At 54.9% G+C, this 22,275-nt stretch carries 18 protein-coding genes; 1 reads left to right on the top strand and 17 read right to left on the bottom strand.

What is annotated here, in order from left to right; all coding sequences use genetic code 11:
• The 14 genes from GXX57_06485 to GXX57_06420 form a co-directional block, all read right to left on the bottom strand.
• Positions 1 to 306 (bottom strand): sugar phosphate isomerase/epimerase (locus tag GXX57_06485; protein ID HHV44296.1); only part of this gene is annotated, 306 nt, incomplete at its 3' end.
• A gap of 114 nt (positions 307 to 420) precedes the next feature.
• Entirely contained in the window at positions 421 to 1,134 is a 714-nt protein-coding gene (locus GXX57_06480) for a LamG domain-containing protein (GenBank protein HHV44295.1), read from the bottom strand.
• 11 nt (positions 1,135 to 1,145) lie between these two features.
• A complete protein-coding gene (locus GXX57_06475; protein HHV44294.1) occupies positions 1,146 to 1,898 on the bottom strand; it encodes a LamG domain-containing protein in 753 nt (250 codons plus the stop codon).
• A gap of 61 nt (positions 1,899 to 1,959) precedes the next feature.
• Positions 1,960 to 4,278: a hypothetical protein gene (locus GXX57_06470; GenBank protein HHV44293.1), complete on the bottom strand. Its 2,319-nt coding sequence runs from the start codon at positions 4,276 to 4,278 to the stop codon at positions 1,960 to 1,962.
• Positions 4,279 to 4,314: 36 nt separating this feature from the next.
• A complete protein-coding gene (locus GXX57_06465; GenBank protein ID HHV44292.1) occupies positions 4,315 to 5,079 on the bottom strand; it encodes a LamG domain-containing protein in 765 nt (254 codons plus the stop codon).
• Between the two features lie 87 nt (positions 5,080 to 5,166).
• Positions 5,167 to 6,420, bottom strand: coding sequence for an extracellular solute-binding protein (locus GXX57_06460; GenBank protein HHV44291.1), 1,254 nt, complete (start codon positions 6,418 to 6,420; stop codon positions 5,167 to 5,169).
• Between the two features lie 203 nt (positions 6,421 to 6,623).
• On the bottom strand, positions 6,624 to 7,865 hold the full coding sequence (locus GXX57_06455) for an extracellular solute-binding protein (GenBank protein HHV44290.1): 1,242 nt from the start codon (positions 7,863 to 7,865) through the stop codon (positions 6,624 to 6,626).
• Positions 7,866 to 7,923: 58 nt separating this feature from the next.
• The gene (locus GXX57_06450; protein ID HHV44289.1) at positions 7,924 to 11,415 is read right to left on the bottom strand and encodes a hypothetical protein; all 3,492 of its coding nucleotides are present in this window, start codon (positions 11,413 to 11,415) and stop codon (positions 7,924 to 7,926) included.
• A gap of 78 nt (positions 11,416 to 11,493) precedes the next feature.
• Positions 11,494 to 12,186 (bottom strand): hypothetical protein, encoded by a 693-nt coding sequence (locus GXX57_06445; protein ID HHV44288.1) that lies wholly within the window; start codon positions 12,184 to 12,186, stop codon positions 11,494 to 11,496.
• 85 nt (positions 12,187 to 12,271) lie between these two features.
• Positions 12,272 to 12,985, bottom strand: a complete 714-nt coding sequence (locus tag GXX57_06440) for a hypothetical protein (GenBank protein ID HHV44287.1) — start codon at positions 12,983 to 12,985, stop codon at positions 12,272 to 12,274.
• Positions 12,986 to 13,072: 87 nt separating this feature from the next.
• Complete coding sequence (locus tag GXX57_06435) at positions 13,073 to 14,044, bottom strand: exo-alpha-sialidase (protein ID HHV44286.1); 972 nt, start codon at positions 14,042 to 14,044, stop codon at positions 13,073 to 13,075.
• A 94-nt stretch (positions 14,045 to 14,138) separates the two neighbouring features.
• Complete coding sequence (locus GXX57_06430; GenBank protein HHV44285.1) at positions 14,139 to 15,386, bottom strand: extracellular solute-binding protein; 1,248 nt, start codon at positions 15,384 to 15,386, stop codon at positions 14,139 to 14,141.
• A gap of 218 nt (positions 15,387 to 15,604) precedes the next feature.
• Positions 15,605 to 16,651 carry an aldo/keto reductase gene (locus tag GXX57_06425; GenBank protein HHV44284.1) on the bottom strand — a complete coding sequence of 349 codons (1,047 nt, stop codon included), beginning with the start codon at positions 16,649 to 16,651 and terminating at the stop codon, positions 15,605 to 15,607.
• A 423-nt stretch (positions 16,652 to 17,074) separates the two neighbouring features.
• Positions 17,075 to 17,893 (bottom strand): sugar phosphate isomerase/epimerase, encoded by an 819-nt coding sequence (locus GXX57_06420; GenBank protein ID HHV44283.1) that lies wholly within the window; start codon positions 17,891 to 17,893, stop codon positions 17,075 to 17,077.
• Positions 17,894 to 18,220: 327 nt separating this feature from the next.
• On the opposite strand from GXX57_06420, the gene GXX57_06415 reads away from it, so the two are divergent.
• Positions 18,221 to 19,069, top strand: a complete 849-nt coding sequence (locus GXX57_06415) for a helix-turn-helix transcriptional regulator (GenBank protein ID HHV44282.1) — start codon at positions 18,221 to 18,223, stop codon at positions 19,067 to 19,069.
• Between the two features lie 89 nt (positions 19,070 to 19,158).
• On the opposite strand, the gene GXX57_06410 is transcribed toward GXX57_06415, so the two are convergent.
• From GXX57_06410 to GXX57_06400, 3 genes are read right to left on the bottom strand one after another with little or no spacing between them, the layout of a single operon-like run.
• On the bottom strand, positions 19,159 to 20,154 hold the full coding sequence (locus GXX57_06410) for a M42 family metallopeptidase (GenBank protein ID HHV44281.1): 996 nt from the start codon (positions 20,152 to 20,154) through the stop codon (positions 19,159 to 19,161).
• A 3-nt stretch (positions 20,155 to 20,157) separates the two neighbouring features.
• A complete protein-coding gene (locus GXX57_06405) occupies positions 20,158 to 21,168 on the bottom strand; it encodes a M42 family metallopeptidase (protein HHV44280.1) in 1,011 nt (336 codons plus the stop codon).
• Complete coding sequence (locus GXX57_06400) at positions 21,159 to 22,205, bottom strand: M42 family metallopeptidase (protein HHV44279.1); 1,047 nt, start codon at positions 22,203 to 22,205, stop codon at positions 21,159 to 21,161. Before GXX57_06400 ends, GXX57_06405 begins: the two co-directional genes overlap by 10 nt.
• Positions 22,206 to 22,275: the final 70 nt, after the last annotated feature.

Here is a 22,275-nt window from a genome sequence, read left to right as displayed (position 1 = left end):
GATGGCCTGCCGGCGCACCGCCGCCTCCTTGCTGGTGTAGGCGCCCTTCCAATAGAGTTTGTTCGCAAAAAGATCGGGAATAATGGATACACATTGCAAGCCTAGATCATCCAAGGCCCTTTTCATTCCCTTGGCATTGTCCACGTCAATGTCCCAGGTGCCCACCAATTCAATGCCCCTGACATATTCGATGGCTGCCGCCTGTTTGAGCATCTCCATGGTGGTGGGATTGGTCTTGTATCCGCCGCAAAAGCGATCCTTCGTATTCCCCAGGTTTCCCAAGATCACTGAATACTTTCGTTCCACAGCCTTACTCTCCTTTCGGCACATTTGTCTTTCCCCTCAAAAGAACTATGGGATAGAAGGAAACTGCATCCCCCTATCCCCAAAGCTCAAGTAGATTGTACCCTGCGCTAACAATTATTTCAGGAACTCACTGGGATCTAAAGCTCGATCCGAGATCCGGATTTCCCGAATGTAACCGTGGAAGTATTGTCCGATATTATCCAAAGCGGTGGTCCGCACCAAAGCACCGATCCCCAGATGGCCCGAGGTGTGCTCCAGTTCATCAAGGTACAAGGTGTTTGCCACTTCCACCCCGTCTAGGAAAATACGCATCCGGTCACCATCCCAAGTGGCAGCCACATGATACCACTGGCCGGGTACCACTGCCCCGGCATCGGTCACTGCGTACTTGCTCCCCATAGAGGAACCAAGGAAGAAGGCCAGACTACCGTTGTTGGTGATTACCAATTGGTAACCGTTGTTACTAGTTCCTTCAGTTTTCCGCAACAAAACACACTGACGGATGGTGGATGGATTGAAGATTACTTCGAAGGTCAAACCCTGCCAGCCCGCCAGATCCAAGGGATCCGTATCAAGGCAGTAGAGGAAACTGCCATCGTTATTGGTGGCGGTGGGGTTATCAAAGTACAGGGCATCATCCACATAGTAAACTCCGGTGGGCTCCAGCTGCACAACGTAGGCCGGAATTCCGTAGCTGTTTTCCAAAACCTCGGGCCGTTCGCCCTCTTCACCGGTAAACCGCCAATGTACCACGGTATTGGCGGAGACCACCGAAAGAGAAAGAAGCAGTACCGACACTAAAGCTAGGACAAAAGAAAACTTCTTCATCGTTAGACCTCCTAAAGATTAATTAAGAACTCACTGGGATCAAGACAATAGTCACTAACCTTGATCTCCCCGATGAAACCATGGTAATACTGTCCGGTATTCAGTCCTTCGGTATCCCGGACCAAAGCACCAATTCCCAGGACGCCGGATGTGTCCTCCAAGGGCTCTTCAAAGGGCTTGCTCTGCACTAGCTCGCCGTTCAGGTACAAAGCCATCTCACCGTTACCGAAGGTCGCCGCCACGTGGTACCACGTATCGGCGGCAACGGCTCCGCCAGAACTCACCACATATCTATTCAACTCCGCGTTGCCAAGGTAGAAGGCCACACTACCGTTGGCGGTGAGCACCAACTGGTAACCGTTGCTGCTGGTACCTTCGGTCTTCCGTAGAATCACCGACTGGCGAATCGAGGACGGTTTGAGGGTCACCTCAATGGTGAAAGCATCCATCAGCTGCAGATCCACCACAGGACCGTCGGACACCTTGAAGAAACCACCGTTTTGGTTCGACCCGTTATCGAAGTACAACGAGGGAGACGAACTCCAGGGAGATGGCTCTCCGTAGCGTATGTCCTCCGCCCCCATCTTGACAGCCACCAGGCCCCGCACTTCATCCACCAGTCGGAGGACAGACTTCCCAATCTCCCCGTCACCCCGCCAGTGGATCACCGTTGGTCCTTCTGGCTCTATCATCTCCGGAAGACTGAAACAGGAAACCGCACCGAACAACACCAGAAGCAAGACCAGCCCGTATCTTCTTTTCATTCCTTTTGTCACTCCCTTCTTTTGGTTGTGGGCAAAGCTGCCCTCTTGATACAGATTCGTCTCACTGCAGAGACTCCAAGGGAATCCGGCTGATGGCAATGTCCTCCTTGTTGATGGAATGGATAACCCAAAGGGCTCCCTCGGCAATAACCGAAGCTGGGTACTGATACCCATCCCCTTTGCCAATGCCGGTATAACGGCTCGGCGGCGCGTTACTACGGATTACCGCTGCCCTGTCAAAATTCACTCCATCCTTAGATAGACTGATGATCAACGGATCCCGCTGGAGATAAACCGGATTGTGAATCAGGTAAACCCCACCGTCGGGCAGAGTCCCGGCGTTGCTCATCGAGGGACAATCGGGAATATTTGTCCGCAACATTGGTGTCCAAGTGACTCCCCCGTCATAGCTGTGACAGGCATAGAGCAATCCATAGGACCAGTTTAGATCCCGGCCCAGGGTGGTCATTACCCCGTCGGGCCTGGTATAGTAGGTGAGCTCTGTCAAACGATGCCCGTCCGCGGCGGTATATTCCTTGGAACTCCACATGCGAAGCAGGTTCTTTTGTAGTTTCTGCACCAAGGGAGCCACCTCGGGATCCCGGGCATCGGGGAAGGTCATGGACAGTTTCTGCTGGTTGATGGAGTCCCCCAAAAGCCAGAAGATGGGACCCAAGGATCCGTCCGGACCGACGGACCGGGCAATAACCCCCAGTTTATTGCGCCCGCCATCCACCCACTCATAGATGGTGGCAGTACTATATACCACATCATCCACCACGACCCAGCTTTCCGCGTAGTCCACCGGTTGGATCGTCACCCATACCCCACTGCTTTGTCCCCAGCCCACCGGTCCCAAAGCGGGGAAAAGCTCAAAAGCACTGCTCCAGTTCTTGCCGTCCCTAGAAATGGCCGCTAAGGGATACATACCGGGCGCATCCTCATCCCGGGGATGGGTGTTCCAACAGGCGTAGAAGACCCCCCCATGATAGAGAATTCGCGGCACGTGATTGAACCGGGAATCGGGTGCACTGCCCTCATAGATCAGATAGTGCTCCACCCCTTCAACAAAGGGAAGATCCACCCGTCCCCGCTCGGGCCTTGGCAGGCTGAAATAGGCGGGAGCAGTCTCTAGCCACACCGTGGTCCGATACATCACATTAATGGAGGAACTTCCAAGCACCGGAACCAGCTCCAACGATTCCCCTGGTTCCAAACCTGAAAGGTTAAAGTCGAAAATGGCAGGCTCGCCGGCCACCAAGTCCACCGGCCGCTCAAAGACGGTCCTCACCACTTTACCTTTGGCGTCCCGCAGTTGCAGTTGTAAGTTTACTCCAGTCAGTTCCACATCAGACAGTAACCGGACCTGCCCTGTGATGCTTTCCTGGTTTCCCTCGGCAAACCGCCAGCTCACCTGACTGGGTACCGTCCACTGCCCGGGGACCTCCAAACGCCCAATTTGCACCTTTACTTCACCGGCGTACACCATCATCGGCGTTACACCCAACACCTCCCTATACCCATCGAAGGAAGCTGCCACCACCACCTGGGAAGAACCGATGGGTAGCTCGAAAGGTAAGAAATCCCTTTCCTCCCAAACCAGACTATCCCTTTGCCGGATTTCTCCATTGTGTACAAGCTCTACGTCAATGTTGCCCGCGACGGGATGCTGCGGCCAATCGACATACAGCCCCACCGGATCATCCACAAAGATGGGTTCTCGGCCCAGGATTGTATAGCGCGTCGCTTCCTCCCGCACCACCCGGTACACCAAGTCCTTCTTCAACAAGAAGGGCAGCCCCGCCGTCTCGTAGGTGGAACTGAGACTCACCTTTCCCGCAGGCAGATCGTCCCAGCGCGGGAAGGCCACCTCCTGCAAGACCTCCAACTCAAAAACAGAACTGTAAACCTTCTCCCCGGTGTCCAACCGCACAAGGACAAAGGAAGCCAGGCCTCGGGTAAGGTCAAAGGCGCAATCCGCGCGGTAGTCCACCTGGGGATTAGGCGTCACCACCGTAAGATCGATAACCTGTTCTTCCCCCTGCACCTTCATGTAGTTCTGGTACTTATCCGGCAAGCATCCTCGGGCCACAACCTGCAGCTTCCATAGGGGAACCCACCCTTCGGTACTTTTTACCCACCGAAAGGCCACATCCACTTCCTGAACATCGGCGGTATGGGCAAAGCCACCGAGGATGAACGTCTGGTCTCCGAATCCCGAAAGATCCGCCGGTGTAAACCGGAAGTAGTTGCTAATCGTAAAGACGTCACTGCTTGCCGCCGCAATATCCGGTTCAATCCCTTGGGCGGCAAGACCACGGGGAAAAACTACACCCACCAACAACAATGTAAACGCTAAACCAACCATCACCCTATTCAACCCCGATACCCCTTTCGCCGGTCTGTAACGCATCCTTTAACGCACCCGCAGGAACTCCACCGGGGCGAGGGCCTTACCTGTAATCCGGATCTCACTGATTTCCCCATGGAAGAACTGTCCGGTACTGTTTAGGTTAAGATCCCGCACAATGGCCCCAATGCCCAACACCGCATCCACCGGGTCTAGCCAATCGGCAAAGACCCCACTGGCTACGGGGCGACCATCCACATACATGGTAGCATTGACCCCATCCCAAGTCACCGCCACATGATACCATTGACCTAACTGGATCATGCCCACGGCACTGGAAAGGGTTAGCCGTTCCCAGCCGGAGTTTAGATCAAACTGAAAGGCTCCGTTAGTCAGTATGGCGAGGACGTAGCCCACCGACGAACCAGGGGCGGTCCGACGCAGGACCACGCAGTTCTTAAGCTCACCGGGACAAAGGACTACTTCGATGGTAAACTCATCCAGATAGGCCAGATCCAGTTCCCGCCGATTGGGCACATACAAGAAACTACCATTGTCATTCCCCGTATTGGGGTTGTGAAAGACAATCGACTGATTGCCAGTGATGGGATTGGACGTACCATAGGTGAGCTCTGTCCGGGCTGTAGTGCGGGGCAGGACATCCAAGTTAGCCCCATCGGCCCGCTGCACCGTCACAGGGCTGCCCACCGCTCCGCTCGGGATAAAGTGAAACAGCACGTCCTTCTCCGCCCCGCAGGCCACAGTCCCGGAAACAAGGATCATCCAGAGTAACGCAATTAGAACCAAGATCGGTTGTCCACAGTCCTTCAAAGAACCCTTCTCCTCTCTGCAAGGCCGGCCCTTTCCGGGTTCATCACCACACCTTTGCTCCCACCGGTAGGGACGTTACCACTCTTCTTACTGCAGGGCACTCAGTTGGGCCAAGGCGTTTTCGATAGCCTGGACCACGGAAATGCGCCCGATCATAGCCCGGTGAATGTATGTCCGCACGACATACTCCATATCCTGGCTGAGGATCCGAGGTCCCAGGCGCATCCCGGCATTCAACTGCTGCATCAAGGACAGTGCATCGATGCCGGGGAAAGCGGTGTCCACCCGTTGGATCCAGTCACCGAATTGGGATTGCCGTACTGGGATCGATGCCCCATCCGAGGGAACATCGAGGATCATACGAATGAAGGACCACGCTTCCTCCACCTGTTGACTGGTGGGGGTAATACCTACACCGTGGATGGTCAAACCGGTGGTGGGCTCGCCGTTAATGCCCATAGGATAGGGCACTACACCAACCACCGCCGCCAACTGGGGATTTTGGGAAGCAATATCTCCCAGCAGAGGAATATCACAACCGCGCATTCCGGTGCGATTGCCCACGAGGATCTCCCAATGATCAAGGTTGTAGGCGGTACGGTAGGCCACCGACAGGAAGATTTTTTCTTGAAAATATCTAGCGATCTCTTCCAAGGCTTCCTTGGTCTCAATCGTGCCGATGAGGAATTCCTCTCCGGTCTCACTCACCAGTTCCCCACCGAACATCCAGACATAGGGAGCCAGTCGGTTCAACTGATCTGACCAAGTGACCATACCGATGGAAATATAGGTGGATTCATCGGGGGTCAGCTCCGTAAGCTTGCGAGCACTGTCCACCAGGCTCTGGGGAGTCCAGGTACCGTTCTTCACCTGCTGACTGGGGGTGAGCACGGCCCTTTCCTCAAAGGGACGGGGGTCGAAGATGACCACGTCCGGATTCAGCTCGAAAGGTAAGCCGTAAAGGCCGCCGTCCCGTCGGAAGGCTTCCAAGCCCTGGGGGAGGAAGTCAAACAGATACGCTTCATCCGCGGCTAGCAGATCATCGATGGGACGCAAAAGACCGTGACTGGCCAGGGAGTTAACGCCCCAATAGGGAACGAAAAGAACATCCGGCAACGTGTCGCCAATACCCCACAGCACCACCCGCTCAAGATAGGCACGGCTATCGGGAACGTAGATGTATTCCACATCGATCCCCGTCTGCTCTTCAAACATTTCGATATACTTCTCCGGCGCCGGGAACCATCCGGCTATCGTTAAAGTCTTGGCTGCGGCCACCTGGCCGATTAAAAGCACACCAATGAACACAAGGCACACCATCGTTTTTTCCATTCTTCGCATAAATTTCCCTCCCAGTAGGACTCTGTCAATAACTATGTACAGCAGAGAAAACCCTCACTTGATACAAACGCGCTGTTCATTATAGTAGAATCGTGTTCTCTAATATATAATTCGCCTTCGGATTACGGTATTCCTGCACCCTATTGAAATTTTTTTGGTTGAGAAAACCCCGGAGGTTAGTGGCCCCCGGGGTTCAGTCCAACCTACAGTATGGCTCCGATCTCTCTAATGGCATTCTCCACCGCGGTTACAACTGGCACACCTTGGGTGAGTATGCGGTCCACGTAGGTGTTCAGGATCGCCTCCACTTGATCGTTGATGGCTCTCGGCTGCAAGCGGAGGTTCTTTTCCAATCCCTGGACGTAATTCATCACATTGAAACCATATTCACGGGAAATGTAATCAATCCAGTCCGCCACTTGGGATTGTCTTGCGGGGATGGAAGCATTCTGCGCTACGTTGTTCATGGCAAACTCAATGAACTGCCACGCCTCCTCCTTCTGTTCAGAAGAAGCGGCGATCCCAATGCCATGAACAATTAGCCCACTGGTGGGAGCTCCGTCCGGAGCCAAGGGCATCGGTACCACCCCTACGTTACGGGCCAGGTCCGAATTCTCCATCCGGATGTTGTTCAACAAGGGAATGTCCGCACCGCGCATAGCGGTTATATCCCCAGCCAGAATCTCCATGAATTCTAGACCGTATCTACCGCGTTGTCCTGTGGCCATGAACACCCGTTCTTCCTGGAAAAGGGAAGCCAGCTGTTCCAAAGCGGCAATGGAGCCAGGTTGATCCAGGAGAACAGTGGCCCCGTCCTCAGCAAGAACATCGCCGCCAAAGACCCAAATGAAAGAGGTGAACCTGTTGATCGCGTTTGACCACGTAACCAACCCTATAGTCTCGAAGTTGGTCCGGTCCGGAGTCAGCTTGGTGGTTTTCCGCGCACTTTCCACCAAGGATTCCGCATTCCAATCATCGTTCCGAACGTAGTCATCGGGAGTAGCGAGAGCATAGCGCTCAAAGATCCGCTGGTCATAGATGATCACCATCGGGTTCAGTTCCCACGGCATCCCAAACTGTCTCCCGTCCCGCTGAAAGCTGAGAATACCTTGGGGAAGAAAATCCCCTTCAAAGTCCTCCGAGAGAAAACCATCGAGGGGATGTAGCACCCCCACATCGGTCATGGGAAAAAGTCCCCAATAGGGAATATACAGCACATCGGGCAGCGTACCACTGATGGCCCACAGAGTAACCTTTTCCAGATAGGCACGGCTATCCGGTACATAGGTATACTCCACTGTAATGCCGGTCGCCTCTTCAAAGGCCTCAATGAGGTCCGCGGGCTCCTCAAACCAGGCGGCCATACGCAGTGTCTTGGCACTGGTCCCGAAGGAGCTGGCAAGACACAGCACGATTACCACGATAGACAATACCCTACGCAACATCATGGATCATCCTTTCGTAAAGGATTTGTCCGGCTTCTTCCGGCGAAGTCCACAGTTGTTAATCGGCCAAACGCAGCAGTTCATCTATTTCTTGGGCACTGGTCACAATCTTGATGGGACCAAGGAACCCATGGAAGCCCTGGCTAGCGGGTTGCAGGCTGGCGGAATCCTGAACATAGGCACCGATACTGGTCAAACCCGTAATCCGTTCCCGCAGACCGTGGACCGGTACAACAGCCTCAATCCTTCCGTCCACCATCAGTACCGCCTTGGTCAGATCATATACAAAGGTGATCCGGTACCACTCATGTTCCTTCAGGATAGTAGTTCCGCGCAAAGACATCAACCCGGCACGGTCCCCAAACCTGGCCCCGATGGTGCCATCGGGTTGCAGGGTTAGAAACAACGTCTCATTGGGTTGGAAAATGTACTGCTGGGAACCAGTACCCACCTTGGTAGGCTTAATCCAAAGATCCACACCCCAACAACCTAGGGGTGTCAGTTGGGCATTGGTCATCAAGACGTCGTTACCGTCAAAGGCGAGGACTGCACCGAAGACACTGTCGTGGGTGACAACGGGCACCTGGTTTGGGCTGTACCTCCCCTCCCGCACAAAACGGCCTCCCAGTTCCAGATCAAACCCAACACCGTGCACATCAGGGATCATTCGGGTATTGGTTCCCAAATCCCACGTCACGTCTAAAAGCTGGGCTTTGGGGGCGGAGATGCGGACACGCTGTTGAGTTTCCACATCCCAGATGTAGGCATCGACAGTTTCCTTCAAGTCATAGGGGGTCACCTGAATGGGAGCGCTGCGGTAGATGGCACCGTCTTCGGTAATGAGACGGAGGTAATACACGTTCCAGGCCTGATCATCCCACTGGGGTAAAAGAATCGTCTTGGTGTAATCCGTCACTCCAATGGACCACGGATTGCCCGTGGGACCTGGGATCCGTTCCACCAACAGTCGCGCCCAGGGATGGATCAAGTACTCGATCCGTCCTTTTTCTACCACCTCGGCCCAGGGCACATCCACCGAGAACCCTTGGAGGGGAATCTCCACCGTGAACACGGTCCTTTCATCCCCCAGAAAGACCATCTCCACCGCGTCATTGGCCGCCCGGTAAGATAGCCACTGGGCATAGGTTGCCCATTTTAGACAAGATTGGGCTCTGGCCACTTCAAAGGCACTGATCGCCCGCCCATTTGTTATGCGAATAGAACCATTGGTAAAATCGTTGGAATACTGTTCATCCCCCGGAACTGGCATGCTCCAAGAAAACCTCACCACCTGGTAATCCTGGTTCCCAGATCGCACCTGCATCTCCCGATCGAAATCGGCACTGAAAACCGGCAGGTAATTCTTCAAAATCTCGATGCGCTGCAGCTTCTGATCAGTACTTACCTTGATCACCGCTTCCCTGGGAGCAGTACTTGTAAAGGTCTCCCCTGGTCCGTAGCCGTCGATGGTGAACTCCACTTCGATAGGACGGAGCACCTGAGACAATGCCACGTGCATGGTGAAAGGCTGCTGAATCCGACTGGAGCTCACTAAGCAAAAACTCGCGGTGGCAATTTCTTCTCCGTTAACCTCCACAGCTGGCAACAACACATCCGTAGGACCCAAAGTGGCAGTGGGGATATTGAAGGTCCTCACCCCTGCGGCCAAATTCTCCACGGTCCATGGCTCCGAAGCATACACAACCTCCCCATCCTGCCGACGCACCACCAGACGGATGGTCCTGGTTCCTTGGGCTGCTACGGGCAAATACATTACTTCGCATTGGAAGTATTCACCCAGAACTATTTCTCTACGATGGCTAACGTATAGACCCGGTTCCGGCAAGGTAGCTAACTCGCCCATGCCAAGCCGCCCATAATAGTACATCAGGTCCGCCAGCACTGTGGACTTCATTACCGTGGGCTGCATATGATGGTTTTCACTAAAGTCATTCCAGCTTTCCACGTGTAGACCGTCGAGGTCATACTTGTAGACGAAATCCACCGTCTGGCGAAACTCTGCAGTACCACGGGGATCAATAACAAGGCCCCGCTCCGGCCGCCAATGTCCCGGCTTAGCCGTCAGCATCACCGCTTTCCTGACACCGGTTTCCCGCAAAATCTGGTCCCGGGCAGGGATCACCAAGTCCAGCGTCTGGCGGGTTTCCTCGGTACTATTGGCCCAGATCAAAACACCATCAAAGACTTCAAGATACTTGGCCACTTCGCTTTCGGTCTTCTGCAGTTGATACTGGGTATGATAAAGCACAAAGGGGTCGTATCCTGCGTCCCGGACAATGGACAACACTTCCCGATAGAACTCTGCGGGAAAGCGGGGTGCCGAATACACCCAGACCACAATCCTGCCGTCCCTCTTGTACATAGCATCCCAAACCGCTTTCACACTCTCAAGCTCCCGGATCAGATAATCAGCTACCCCCTCCGGGGTCTCGGGGATCTGAAAGTTGCCCAGGACAATCTGCTGCACATTGATCATCAACAGAATCTTTAGCCCCGCCTTGGTGGCAGCTTCCGCGTACTGGGCATAGGCCCGATCCACCATCACCGCGGTGGCACCGCACTCCGCGATCCTGCCGAATTCTTCTTCAATGGTTGCCTCCACCTCAAGTAGACTCTCATCTGCGTAGTTGAACCGACCGGCCCGGGAAATCACATTGGTGGGCATCGAGGGCATGCGGTGCACAATCAAGGGAATCTCCTTCTGGCGAGGCTCCGTGGGAATAGGCTCATCAACGAATCTAGGCTGCGGGGTCGGACCGCCCAACCGCGGGAGATCTGCTGTCACCGGTACCTCCGGCCCAGCCTCCGTTTCTACTGTTTTGGCGTCCATCGCCGCGGGGATCCCCACCAGTTGAAAGTTCCGTACAGCACCGGCGGCTTGCCGCATAGCACCAAAACCCACGTAGTTAATCGTTGGTTGCCTCAAGTATGTATACGTCCTTACCAGTTGATCATTGCAGTACCATTCCGCAGACCACTGCTCCTGGGTGGTATCCAAAACCACTTCCATCTTCACCCAACCAGCACTAGTGGAGTGATTCTGTTGACCAACAACCCCAGGGCCACTGAAGGTATTGCCCGGCAGACTGCGATCCCAGGACTGGAGCATCCAAGGCCCCGCACCGACGGTATCGTGAGAGAAGATGATGGTTTCCAGGCAATCCTGGGTGAATCCCAGTCCGAACCATTCTGCCGGCGCATTCCCTTCGGTGGGGTTCACTTCCAAAGAAAGACGGTAAACCCAGCCCTGCTCTGGTACAAAGGGCAAGAAGGCATTCCTGTTCTGATTGGATACTGGCCTGGAGATGGTACCATCCGCCTTCCAGTTGGGTGTGCCGGAGATGGCTGGGGTAATCCATCGGGCACCGGTCAAGCTAACGTCCGGACTCCGATCCTGTAAATCCAGCAGACCATCACCGGAAAAGGTTTCCAGGTAGATAATCTGGGGTTCGACCTGCTGAGCCACTGCTCCACCCGCAAAAACCACTAGTATTGCCCCCAATAGCAAAACCTGCCATGATAAGCGCATCATCCTCAGCTCCCTTATAGTATCCCGGGCCCAAGGGAATGGGCCCGGTCGTAGATCCCAGGGCAATAGCCCAACGGTCTACCGCTCCTCCACCGTTAAAAGGAAATTGCGAACTTGACCAGCTGCCTGGCGCATCGCACCAAAACCCACGTAATTGATGGTAGGATTGCCCCAGTAAAGGTATGTCCTCACCAGTTCACCGTTGTAATACCACTCCGCGCGCCAATCCTCCCTGGTTGTATCCAGGACGATCTCCAGCTTGACCCAGCCCGAGGCCGCAGGGTGCCTTGCTTCACCTGCGGTTCCCGGACCCGTAAAGGTATTGCTCGGCAGAGAACGATCCCAGGACTGCAGAATCCAGGGACCCGCTCCCACTGTATCGTGGGCAAAGATGGTAGTCTGGGGACAATCCGCAGTAAAGCCCACGCCGAACCATTCGGCCGGAGCATTGCCCTCGGTGGGATTGACCTCCAAAGACAGCCGGTACACCTTCCCAGCCTCGGGGACAAAGGGTAGAAAAGCATTTCGATTGTGATTATCCACCGGCCGCTCCGTAGTTCCGTCGGCCTGCCAGTTCACCAGCGCAGGAATAAGGGGACTGATCCAACCTTGGCCGGTATAGCTGATCTCCGGAACCCGACCAGCCAGGTACTCCTCAGGACTTCCCGAGAAGGAATCCTGGTAAAGGATCGTCACTTGGGCAAACACCATCGTCTGTACAGCAACCAAGAATATTACCAATAGTAGAAACACTTTCAACTGTCTCTTCATGGGTATTCCTCCCCAAGTAATATGATTTAGGAGTCTAACTCCTTGTTGCCTGTATCCACAAATTTCGTGCAATTCCAGTTAGTCTTTACTTGTCCTTCGCTGGTATCTCTCCCACCAGCTGGAAATTCCGCACTGCACCCGCGGCAAACCGCATAGCCCCAAATCCTACATAATTAATCGTTGGATTTGTTGCGTATTGGTGAGTCCTCACCTTTTCACCATCGTAAAACCATTCTGCTATCCACTGCTCTTCGGTGGTGTTTAACACAATCTTCAGCTCAACCCAGCCTTCTTTGGACGGAGTGTTGGCACCGCCTTGGTCTCCGGGTCCCACATAGGAAACAGCCACATGTTCCCGGTTCCACGCCTGGGCCCACCACGGACCAGCCATGATCACATCCCGCGAGGCGAAAATCTGTTCTGGCGATGGATCCTTGGCAAATCCGAGGGCAAAGAATTCGGCGGCGGCATCACCGGAAGTGGGATTCACCTCCAAAGAAAGGGTATAGATCCTGCCGTCCTTGGGGACAAAGGGAAGGAAAGCATTGCGGTTCTGCCGCGACGGTGGACTGGCCAGGGTTCCATCGGCCCGCCAACTAGGTACCGTATGGGTAATGATAGATAACCATGTAGCCCGCCCCTGGTCTGGCTGTTTGCCATGGAGAAACTCTGTGGGTGCCCCAGAGAAGGTCTCTAGGTAGATGACACCGTCATGGGTCTCGCCAGGATCCGGTGCCGGTGCAACAAGACAGCCCACCAGCAATAATGGGGCAAGAACAAGACAAAGAGCTTTGCGCACAGGGACAACACTCCTTTGCTTTTGAAATTGATTAGGCACCACCTTCATTGTCCGCGAGAACAAGGAGCATCGCTCTACCAACAACACTCAATCCAGCAATTCGTCCTCCTCCAACACCACATGCTTCATAGCAGTCCGCCGATGGGTGTAAATCACATGGATCAACCCATCACTGCCTTGGATAATCGCCGGATAACTGTACTCACCCGGTCCATCCTCAAGGACCGGGCCCGGAAGCCAGGTCTTGCCCTCATCAGGAGATACCGCAAGGTTTAAAGGTGTACGCCGACCCCAGCGAACTCCTTTGATCCACTTGTCATCGTCCCGGGGCTCCACCCAGTTTAGGACCAGAACCAAAAGCCCCGACCGTAAGCGGACCATATCAATGCCACTGTTATTATTGGGCAGGGTGGTCCTTTGGGTCTTGGTCCACGTACGTCCTTCATCCTTAGACCGGGTTTCGTAGATCGCACCGGACCCCGAGCGACAATAGGCCAGCAAAGTGCCATCGGCCAGTTCCACCACAGTAGGTTGGATCACCCAGTCGTCGTTTTCCACCGGTACCAATTCCCAGGTTACCCCTTGGTCCTCCGAACGCAAGAACATGGGAGTGCTAGCCACTTCGTCCTCCACCGGAATCAACCATACACCACTGCGTAGCTGAATCGGCTTGTTCTTCCCCAGGATGCCCGGTCGCTGTAGCAAGAGCTCCAGATCGGTCCAGGTTTCTCCATGGTCAAAGGAGCGCTTCACAAATAGCCAAGTACCCCCCTCGCACCAGGCCCCATAATTGACGGGGGCAATCAGCCAGAGGACACCGTCGGGACCGATAAACAGCTTCGGATTACCAGCAGCCCGCTTATGTACATTGACCACCACCCGGGGAGGCGTCCACTGATCACCGGTCCATTTGCTCAAAAGAATCCCGGAATCATCGGAGGATTCCCTTTCTCCAGCAAACCAGGCCGCCACCAGCTCACCGGTCTTTAGTTCGCAGATGGTCCCTGCATGACAGGTGGGCCAACGATCATTGCCTTGAAACACAAAAGTACTCTGCATCTTCCACACTCCCATCTTTGTCTTAAGAGCCCTAAACCTAGCCAGCAACACACATCAAGAGTGTCGCACCTTGCAAATGTAAAAATGCTTTGACTTACTGAACCTCAAGCAAAAACCCTAACTCCAGCTCGATCCGATCCAAGACCTGGGAAATGGTCCTGCGCCCTAGCAAAGCTTCTTGTAAGGGGAGACAGATCGCCTGTTCCACGTCGGGGTTGACCGCCCGCGGACTCAAACGCAAAGAGTCCCCAGCCACCTGCAAATACCGGGCTGCACTGACACCAAAGTGATCCTCCATATAAGCCACCCAGACGTCAAAATGCTGCCGAACCGCCGGCAATCCAGGCTCTAACACCGGATCCGCCAGAGCACACTTGAGAAACTGCCAGGCTACCTCTGGCTGTTCCGTGGTACTGGAAATCCCGATGGCACCGGGATCGATCCCGTTCGTCCCAACACCGTCGTAGGCTGGATAGGGCGCAATATCAATACTTTCACTGAGCATCGGATTTGCGTTTTTGATGTCCTGCAGCAGATAGACCCCAAAAGCCCGCATTCCCACATCCCGCTGGGTCAACACCTCCATATAATCCAAGCCGTATTCCCCGCGGACAGAATTGGACAAGAAGATCCGTTCCGTGAACAACTCCGCCAAGCGGACAACCGCGTCTTGGGAGGATTGTTGGCGCAACAACAGGGTACGACCATCATTGGCCAGGATGTCTCCGCCTAGGGCCCAGATTAGGGGGGCGTAATAGGACATTTGGTCTGTACGGGTGAATAGCCCAATGGTGTTGAAACCACTGCCATCGGGCACGGGGTCTGTCAGCTTACGGGCCGCCAGAATAAGGTTCTCCATAGACCACTGATCCTGGGCAATTAGATCGTAGGGGGTGGGGATTCCTGCCTCAAGAAAGAGACTACGATCAAAAAGAATGGTTTGCTGGGCCAAAACCCACGGCACACCGTAAAGCTGCCCCTCCCACCGAAAACTCTCCATCCCTTGAGGTAGGAAACCATCGCGAAACTCGACGTCCTGCTCCATCAAATCATCGAGGGGCCGCAAAGAACCCTGGGTGGCCATTTGGGGCAAACCCCAATAGGGAATGGCCAGGACATCGGGGAGCGTCCCTGCGATGGTCCATACCACAACCTTTTCCATGAAATTGTAACTGCCGGATACCCATTCATACTCAACCGCGATTCCCGTCTGCTCAGTAAATCTCTCAATCTGCGCCGTCGGCGGAGGACCAAACCCCGCCATTCTCAGCACTCCTTGGGCATGGACACCAAAACCGAAAAAAGCCATCCATACCAGCAACAGAACAGCCAAGCGCTTCATATACTGTCCTCCCTTTTGAGTTCTCGACTCGCCCCCATAGGCGGTTCATTATATGCGAACACCGTTCTTTATAAGTGTATTTCGACACGGGAGAAAGTGATTCCTGCTGGTCAAACATAAAAGGGAGAACATCGGAAAAGAATTCGAGAGGGAGGTAGTTTGCGCAGTCACGTCGCAGGACCAAGATGCCGGATAGCAGGCTATCCGGCATCGTAAAACTAGCTCGTCTTCTTAGCAAAGACCTCAGCGGCCAAACTCAGCTCCGCGGGGATATCTAACCCCGCAGGACATCTTGCTACACAGGTCCGACACTCGGTACAAGCTTCTGGACCCACTGGCTGTTCGTCGTAAAGTTTTCTGCCAAGTCCCTTCAGCTCCTCAGGATACTTCTCATGGATATGGCGGGCCTTCAGGATAACGGGAATATTGATCCCCTCTGGACAGGGCTTGCAGTATCCACAGCTTAAACAAGCGTAGTCCCGTTTCAAATCGCCTTGGCGTTCGTGGATTCTCCGGAGCAGTTCGTCCCGCTCCTCTTTCGTCATTGCCCCGCCTTCCTCGGCAATGGCCACATTGTTCCGCACTTCCTCCTCGGATTTCATACCCACCAAGGCGGTATGCACCGTATCTAAGGACAAAACGTACCGGAGACAACCCCGCACCACCGGGTCGTTACTATCGGCTCCCGGAGGCACCAGCTTACCACCGGACAACGCCTTCATGGCGATTACCCCGATGCCTACCTCCTTCGCCTGGGGCAAGACCTGATCGATGACCGCCTCTTCATCCAAGATATTGATCAGCAACATGATGGTCTCAAACTCACCGAGGGCGATGGCCTCCTGCATCACGTCCAGGGCCTGGTGGATCGTAATCCCAATATGTCTAATCTTCCCCTGCTCCCGGGCCTTTCGCAAGGCAGCGATGGCCCCATCCTCGGACATTACCGCCCGAAAACGTTCGGGAGTGGACACATTATGCAGTTGGTACAGGTCAATGCAATCCACTTGGAGATTCCGCAACGACGTCTCGATATCCTCCATCGCCCCCTGCATATCCAGCTTTGGTGTCTTCGTGGCAAGGAAAAACTCATCTTTACGATGCTTGATGGCTTTTCCGATCTTGATCTCGCTGTCGCCGTAGACGCGGGCCGTGTCCACGAAGTTGATCCCCAAATCTAAAGCAGTATGCAAAACCCGGGAGGCTGTCTGCTGATCCACATCGGGAAGCTTAATCGCTCCAAAGCTCAGTCTAGATACGTTCATTCCGGTTTTTCCCAAAGGAACATATTCCATCCCTACCACCTCTACCGTAATGTTTTCTTGGATACCCCTGGACTTTCCTTCCCCACAGGAAACCCAAATCCTGGACCAACCCTTCCCAAAACACGTGTCAGTAAGCTAGGTAGCAGGAAAGGCGAGCAAGAAAGGAAAAGACAGGCTCACCGTCCACACTCTGATTCTCTCTAGGCGGGTAGAAAAAGGGGGAAAGGATCGGGCCGGTGGGTTCGCTCCTGCGGGTAAAAAACTGGCTTTCGCATCGGTTGCACTGGTTCACCATCCCCAAGGGATGGCCCTACGGGCTCAGTGGGCAAGCAAGACCACCGTAGGCCTTCTGTACTATCATCTCAGCTAGAAAAAAAGAGCCTTGGCAAAGTCCCGATCCGGACCTTGCCAGGGCTGAACCTTTTACTGGGCGATTAAGCTGCGCAGAAGATCGATGGCCTTGAGAATATCGATCCGCTGCTGTTCCCCACTGATCTCCCGTTCGATGGTCAAAGGACCAGCATAACCTTGCTCCTTCAACTTAGCAATGAACAGAGGGAAATTCACCCGTCCTTCCCCAACGGCCCGTTCTCTCCCTAGGCGCGTACCGCAGGTGGGGTACTCTCCGTCTTTAACATGGACACCCTTAATGTAGCTGCCAAAAAGCTCCACCGCATCCACCGGGTTGGCCTTCCCATACATCAGCAAGTTGGCCGGATCCAGGTTCACACCTAGATTGTCGGTGCCCACATCGGCGATGGTCCGCAACAGGGTGACGGGGGTCTCCTGCCCCGTCTCAAACAGGAAGCTTTGACCACTGGCCTTCAGCGCCTGGGCGATAGACCGGACGGATACCACAACCTCCTTGTAGACGGGATCGTTGGGATCCTCGGGGATAAAACCAACGTGGGTCGCCACATGTTCCACACCGGCTGCTTCCGCCATCTTGGCACCAGCGATGATGGCCTCCTCCCGGCGATGCCGATAGGCCCTAGGCACCAACCCCAGGGTAAGTGGCCCTTCGGTGAGGTTCCAGGCCTTCGGTCCAGGCCAGCCGGCCCAAATGGCGGAGATCTCCACTCCCGCGTTGGCCGCGGCCCGCTTCATCGCTTCACCGGCCTGGGGACTCACCAAAGCGCCATTCCAACAGGACACCTGGCAGGTCTCCACCCCCAGCTCCGCCACCCGGACAAACTGTTCTTCCATATTCTCCTTCTGGCCAATTATGACTCCAAGTTTCATAAATAACACCCTTCCTACGTGTTTTTTCCTCACCTTTCGGTTCACCATACTCCCTGCCCACCAGGGTATTTCTTCCCCCCATCGCAGGCAACATACACCGTAACCCATATTGACGCGAGCTAGTCCCATCATTGGATATTTCGGCAAAATCAACGGCATCTTTCGACCGTCATTTGGGTTCATTATACCATGGTTGAAATTCCCTGTGAACAACCATGGTTAGGTTTCAGTGTCTCGAAACTTAGGCAAAGAAGGTCTTTTTCTGTTCCGGAACGAAGAAGAAAATATACAAACAACCGGGAACACTTGCCTTTGGGGTGGTCGAAGATGCCTGAGGAGCTGCTGGTGCGATCCGCCGGTTACGTACCCGACGATTCCCAACACTGGCGTACCAACGCCCATAGCAATCCCCACTGGGAACTGGTGGTAGCTGTCGGTAACCGCCTTCATTTCCAGCGGGGCACCCGCAAACTGGTGTTAAACGAGGGACACTTCCTCATCCTCTGGCCCAATGAAGTACACCGTTCCTGGGGAAATCATCCTAGCTCCTATGGGTTCTACTTCGCCCAGTTTGCCGCCTCCGTGGAAACCTTCGACAACAAAGTACAGTGTTCCATCGATGACGAACGGATCCTGCTGCCGGCCCATGGTTACTCCACCGCCCCGGAAGTACCCAAGTTGTTCGCGGCCATTGTACGTGAAACTACCACCCGTAGCCCTCACTACCGCTTGAAGATCCGCACCCTGTTCACCGACATCCTGATCACCTTAGCCCGTCAGCACCAATCCTTCGACCATGGGGCAGAGACAGTCCAGGTCACGTCACCGAAACGGGCCGAGGCGGTCTACCGCGTCCGGCGATTCTTGGAGGAGAATTATCGCCGGCCCCTGGGTGCAACGGATATTGCCCATGGGGTCAACCTCAGTTACGAATACGCCTGTCGCATTTTCCGCCAAGCCATGGGCATGACCATCGTGGAATACATCAACCACCTGCGGATCGAGGAGGCCCAAGTGTTGCTCTTGGAGTTAAAGGAAGGGCAGACCATCGCCCAGGTGTCCGAGCTTCTAGGCTTCAACGATCCCTCCTACTTCTCCCGGGTCTTCCGCCAGATCGTGGGCTCCTCCCCCAGTGAGTACATCCGCCATTCCTACGGCCGCTCCCTGGCCAAGTAAAGACCACCTTTGACAGGCGACCTTCTGCCTGGACTCCATCGGCAGGTATGCGCTCTGAAATCATTTGAGGGGGCTTTAGCCCCCTCGACTTAGAAGCGGTCGCTGAGGTCTGCGGTGATGGCAGCCACCAGCAATTTGACACAGGCATCAAAGTCGCCCAGATCGAGCATTTCCGATGCGGAATGGACATACCGACAGGGAATGGAAACGGCCCCGGTAGGGACGCCTTCCCGGGTAAGATGGATGGGCCCTGCGTCGGTGCCGCCGCCATCTAGCACCTCAAACTGGTAAGGTATGTCGTTCTGCCTGGCCACTTCCACTAGAAAATCCTTCACCTTGGGGTGGGTGATCACCGAGGAGTCCTTCACCTTGATTGCAGCACCCTTGCCCAGGCCCACGTTATTGGTGCGGGCTTCGGGGGTATCGCCGGTGAGGGTTACGTCCACCGCGATACCGAAGTCAGGAGCGATACCGAAGGCTGCAGTCTTGGCCCCCCGGGTCCCCACTTCCTCCTGGGTGGTGAAGACGTAGTAGATCTCGTTGTCGGTCTGGGGCGCCTGCTGGGCGGCGGCAATGAGGGCCGCACATCCCGCCCGGTCATCGAGCACCTTGGAGACCACCCGGTTGCCCAACTGGTCCACACCTTCGTTAAACACCGCCATGTCGCCGACGGAAACCTTCTTTTCCGCCTCTTCCTTGGAGGTACAACCGATGTCAATATACATTTTGGAGAGGTTTAGATCGGTGATCCTGTCCAACTTCTCGTGGTGGATCACTCCCACGGTGCCATCGGCAAAGCGCACCCGTCGAGCGACGAGCCCGTAGGGGTTCAGTCCGCCAACGTTGGAGAAGCGCAAGAACCCCTTATCGTCAATATGGGTAACGATAATCCCTATCTCATCCATATGGGCAGCCAGCATAATCTTCTTGCCACTGCCTCGTTTGATCCCAATCACATTACCCAGGGTGTCCCGCCGCACTTCGTCCACATGGGGAGAAATCAGTTCGGTGATTACCGTGGCGATCTCGTCCTCATATCCCGAAGGACCAAAGGCATTCACCAGTTTTTCAATCAAGTCTTTCATAGGTTACAAACCACCTTCCTGCAAGCTTTCAATGAACCCGCGCACCAAGGCCACCGCTCCCTGGATATCCTTCCGGCTAGCGATGGAAACGGGCGAATGAATGTAACGGCAGGGCACCGAGACAACGCCCACGGGAATCCCTGTCTGGGTGACATTGATCTTACCCGCATCGGTCCCCCCGGCCGTACTTCTCCTAAACTGATAAGGGATCCCTAGTTTCTCTGCCACCTGTACCAAGCGATCCACAATCTTCCGGGAAGCGATGACAGAGCCGTCCATGATGGTAATGGCTGGTCCCTTACCGACGCTGGTAGCATGCAGATGGGGATCGATCCCCGCCACATCGGAGGCGGTGGTCCCCTCCAAGACGATGGCCACATCGGGCATCACATCGTAGGCCACCACTCCGGCCCCCCGACCGCCCACTTCTTCCTGGACCGTGAAAGCACCGCAGACAGGCACTTTGAAGTCGGTACGGAGCACCTCGGCCACTACAAAACAGCCCACCCGGTCATCGAAGGCCTTCCCCTTCACTAAATCGCCGGGCAACTCTTCGAACTTGGTGGCAAAGCCGGCACAATCCCCTAGCTTCACCTTCTCCTTTGCCGCGCCTTCATCCTTCGCGCCGATATCTATACACATATCCTCTAGTTTAATGGGATGATTCCGCTCATCGGGCCGCTGCAGATGGATGGGCTTGGAACCGATCACCCCTGGTATCTTGTTGGGGCCCACCAAGACCTGCTTGGCCACCAGGACCCGGGGATCGATGGCACCCACAGGCTTAAACTTCAATGTTCCGTTCTTCTCAATGCTGGTAATCATCAGGCCCACTTCGTCCATATGGGCGGCCAGCATCACCTTCGGTCCGGTACCGGGTTTTTCCGCAATGAGATCTCCCAAGGCATCGGTGCGCAGACTGGCGTACTGGCCCACTTCTTCCCGGAGAATGTCCCGCACTTCCTGTTCCCGGCTGGATACACCGATGGCCTCACTGAGTCGTTTTAGTAGCACCGCAATCCCTCCACAAATTCAACATCCATTTCACTAATGAATAGGGCCATAAGGCGACCGGCGGTCTCCACATCGGCCAAATCCAGCATCTCCACCGGCGTGTGCATATACCGGAGAGGAATGGAAATCAGCGCGGTGGGTACTCCCGCCTGCACCACCTGGATAGCATAGGCATCGGTCCCGCCGGGATAGGGAGACGGTTCTATGCTGTACTCGATCTTCCAGCGGTCCGCCACGTCCTTGAGTTTGTCGAACAACTTCGGATGCACATGGGGTCCTAGACCAATTCCCGGGCCACCCCCCAGCTTCAGTGTACCGCCGCTTACACCGGCCATGTCCCCGTGGCCCACATCCACCGCGATGCCCACGTCCGGGAGAATACCAAAGGTGCTTACCGTTGCGCCCCGCACCCCCACCTCTTCCTGCACCGTAGCCACGAAATACACATCGGCCGTGTGGTGCAGCTTCTTCAGGGTCTGACAACAGGCGTATAGCGCTGCCACCCCGGATCGATCGTCCATGATCTTTCCCGCCAGCTTACCGTTCATGTCGATGGGTTCCTGCCGGAGGGTGATCATGTCCCCCACCGACACCAGTTCCTTGGCTTCCTTGCCATCCAGTCCCACGTCGATGAAAAGATCCTCCATCTTGACTGCTTTGTCCCGCTCACCGGCCAACTGCACATGGGGTGGCTTAGCCCCCACTACACCCAAAAGGGTTTTTTTACCGTGGACCACCACCTCGGCAGCGGGTAAGATCCTTTGATCCACACCGCCGATGCTGGAGAACCGGATGAAACCATCCTCTTCCACCTTGGTGACCACCAGACCAATCTCGTCCATATGCGCCGCCAACATGACCTTGGGGGCTCCGTCGCCGCTGCCCCTTTTCAACATGATCACGTTCCCCAGGGCATCTTCCCGGATTTCGTCCACATGGGGGGCAAAGGCCCTTCTCACCACGTCCGCCACCGGCTGCTCATAGCCCGAAACACCCGTGGACCTGGACAACTCCATCAAGAAAGTTTTTACATCCATCGCTTCCACCCTATCATTTCTGGTTGTTTCTGGTATCCTACTCATATATTCCTCACAGACTCGCCTTAAC

The sequence above is a fragment of the Bacillota bacterium genome (assembly GCA_012839765.1).
Taxonomy (GTDB): domain Bacteria; phylum Bacillota; class Limnochordia; order DUMW01; family DUMW01; genus DUMW01.
This window is presented reverse-complemented; position numbering and strand designations above follow the sequence as displayed.

Bases quoted from the DNA above. Each gene is read 5' to 3' on its own strand.
- GXX57_06430 (HHV44285.1), bottom strand. From the start codon at position 15,386: ATGAAGCGCTTGGCTGTTCTGTTGCTGGTATGGATGGCTTTTTTCGGT.
- GXX57_06425 (HHV44284.1), bottom strand. From the start codon at position 16,651: ATGAACGTATCTAGACTGAGCTTTGGAGCGATTAAGCTTCCCGATGTG.
- GXX57_06480 (HHV44295.1), bottom strand. From the start codon at position 1,134: ATGAAGAAGTTTTCTTTTGTCCTAGCTTTAGTGTCGGTACTGCTTCTT.
- GXX57_06455 (HHV44290.1), bottom strand. From the start codon at position 7,865: ATGTTGCGTAGGGTATTGTCTATCGTGGTAATCGTGCTGTGTCTTGCC.
- GXX57_06415 (HHV44282.1), top strand. From the start codon at position 18,221: ATGCCTGAGGAGCTGCTGGTGCGATCCGCCGGTTACGTACCCGACGAT.
- GXX57_06445 (HHV44288.1), bottom strand. From the start codon at position 12,186: ATGAAGAGACAGTTGAAAGTGTTTCTACTATTGGTAATATTCTTGGTT.
- GXX57_06410 (HHV44281.1), bottom strand. From the start codon at position 20,154: ATGAAAGACTTGATTGAAAAACTGGTGAATGCCTTTGGTCCTTCGGGA.
- GXX57_06475 (HHV44294.1), bottom strand. From the start codon at position 1,898: ATGAAAAGAAGATACGGGCTGGTCTTGCTTCTGGTGTTGTTCGGTGCG.
- GXX57_06435 (HHV44286.1), bottom strand. From the start codon at position 14,044: ATGCAGAGTACTTTTGTGTTTCAAGGCAATGATCGTTGGCCCACCTGT.
- GXX57_06420 (HHV44283.1), bottom strand. From the start codon at position 17,893: ATGAAACTTGGAGTCATAATTGGCCAGAAGGAGAATATGGAAGAACAG.
- GXX57_06460 (HHV44291.1), bottom strand. From the start codon at position 6,420: ATGCGAAGAATGGAAAAAACGATGGTGTGCCTTGTGTTCATTGGTGTG.
- GXX57_06400 (HHV44279.1), bottom strand. From the start codon at position 22,205: ATGGATGTAAAAACTTTCTTGATGGAGTTGTCCAGGTCCACGGGTGTT.
- GXX57_06450 (HHV44289.1), bottom strand. From the start codon at position 11,415: ATGCGCTTATCATGGCAGGTTTTGCTATTGGGGGCAATACTAGTGGTT.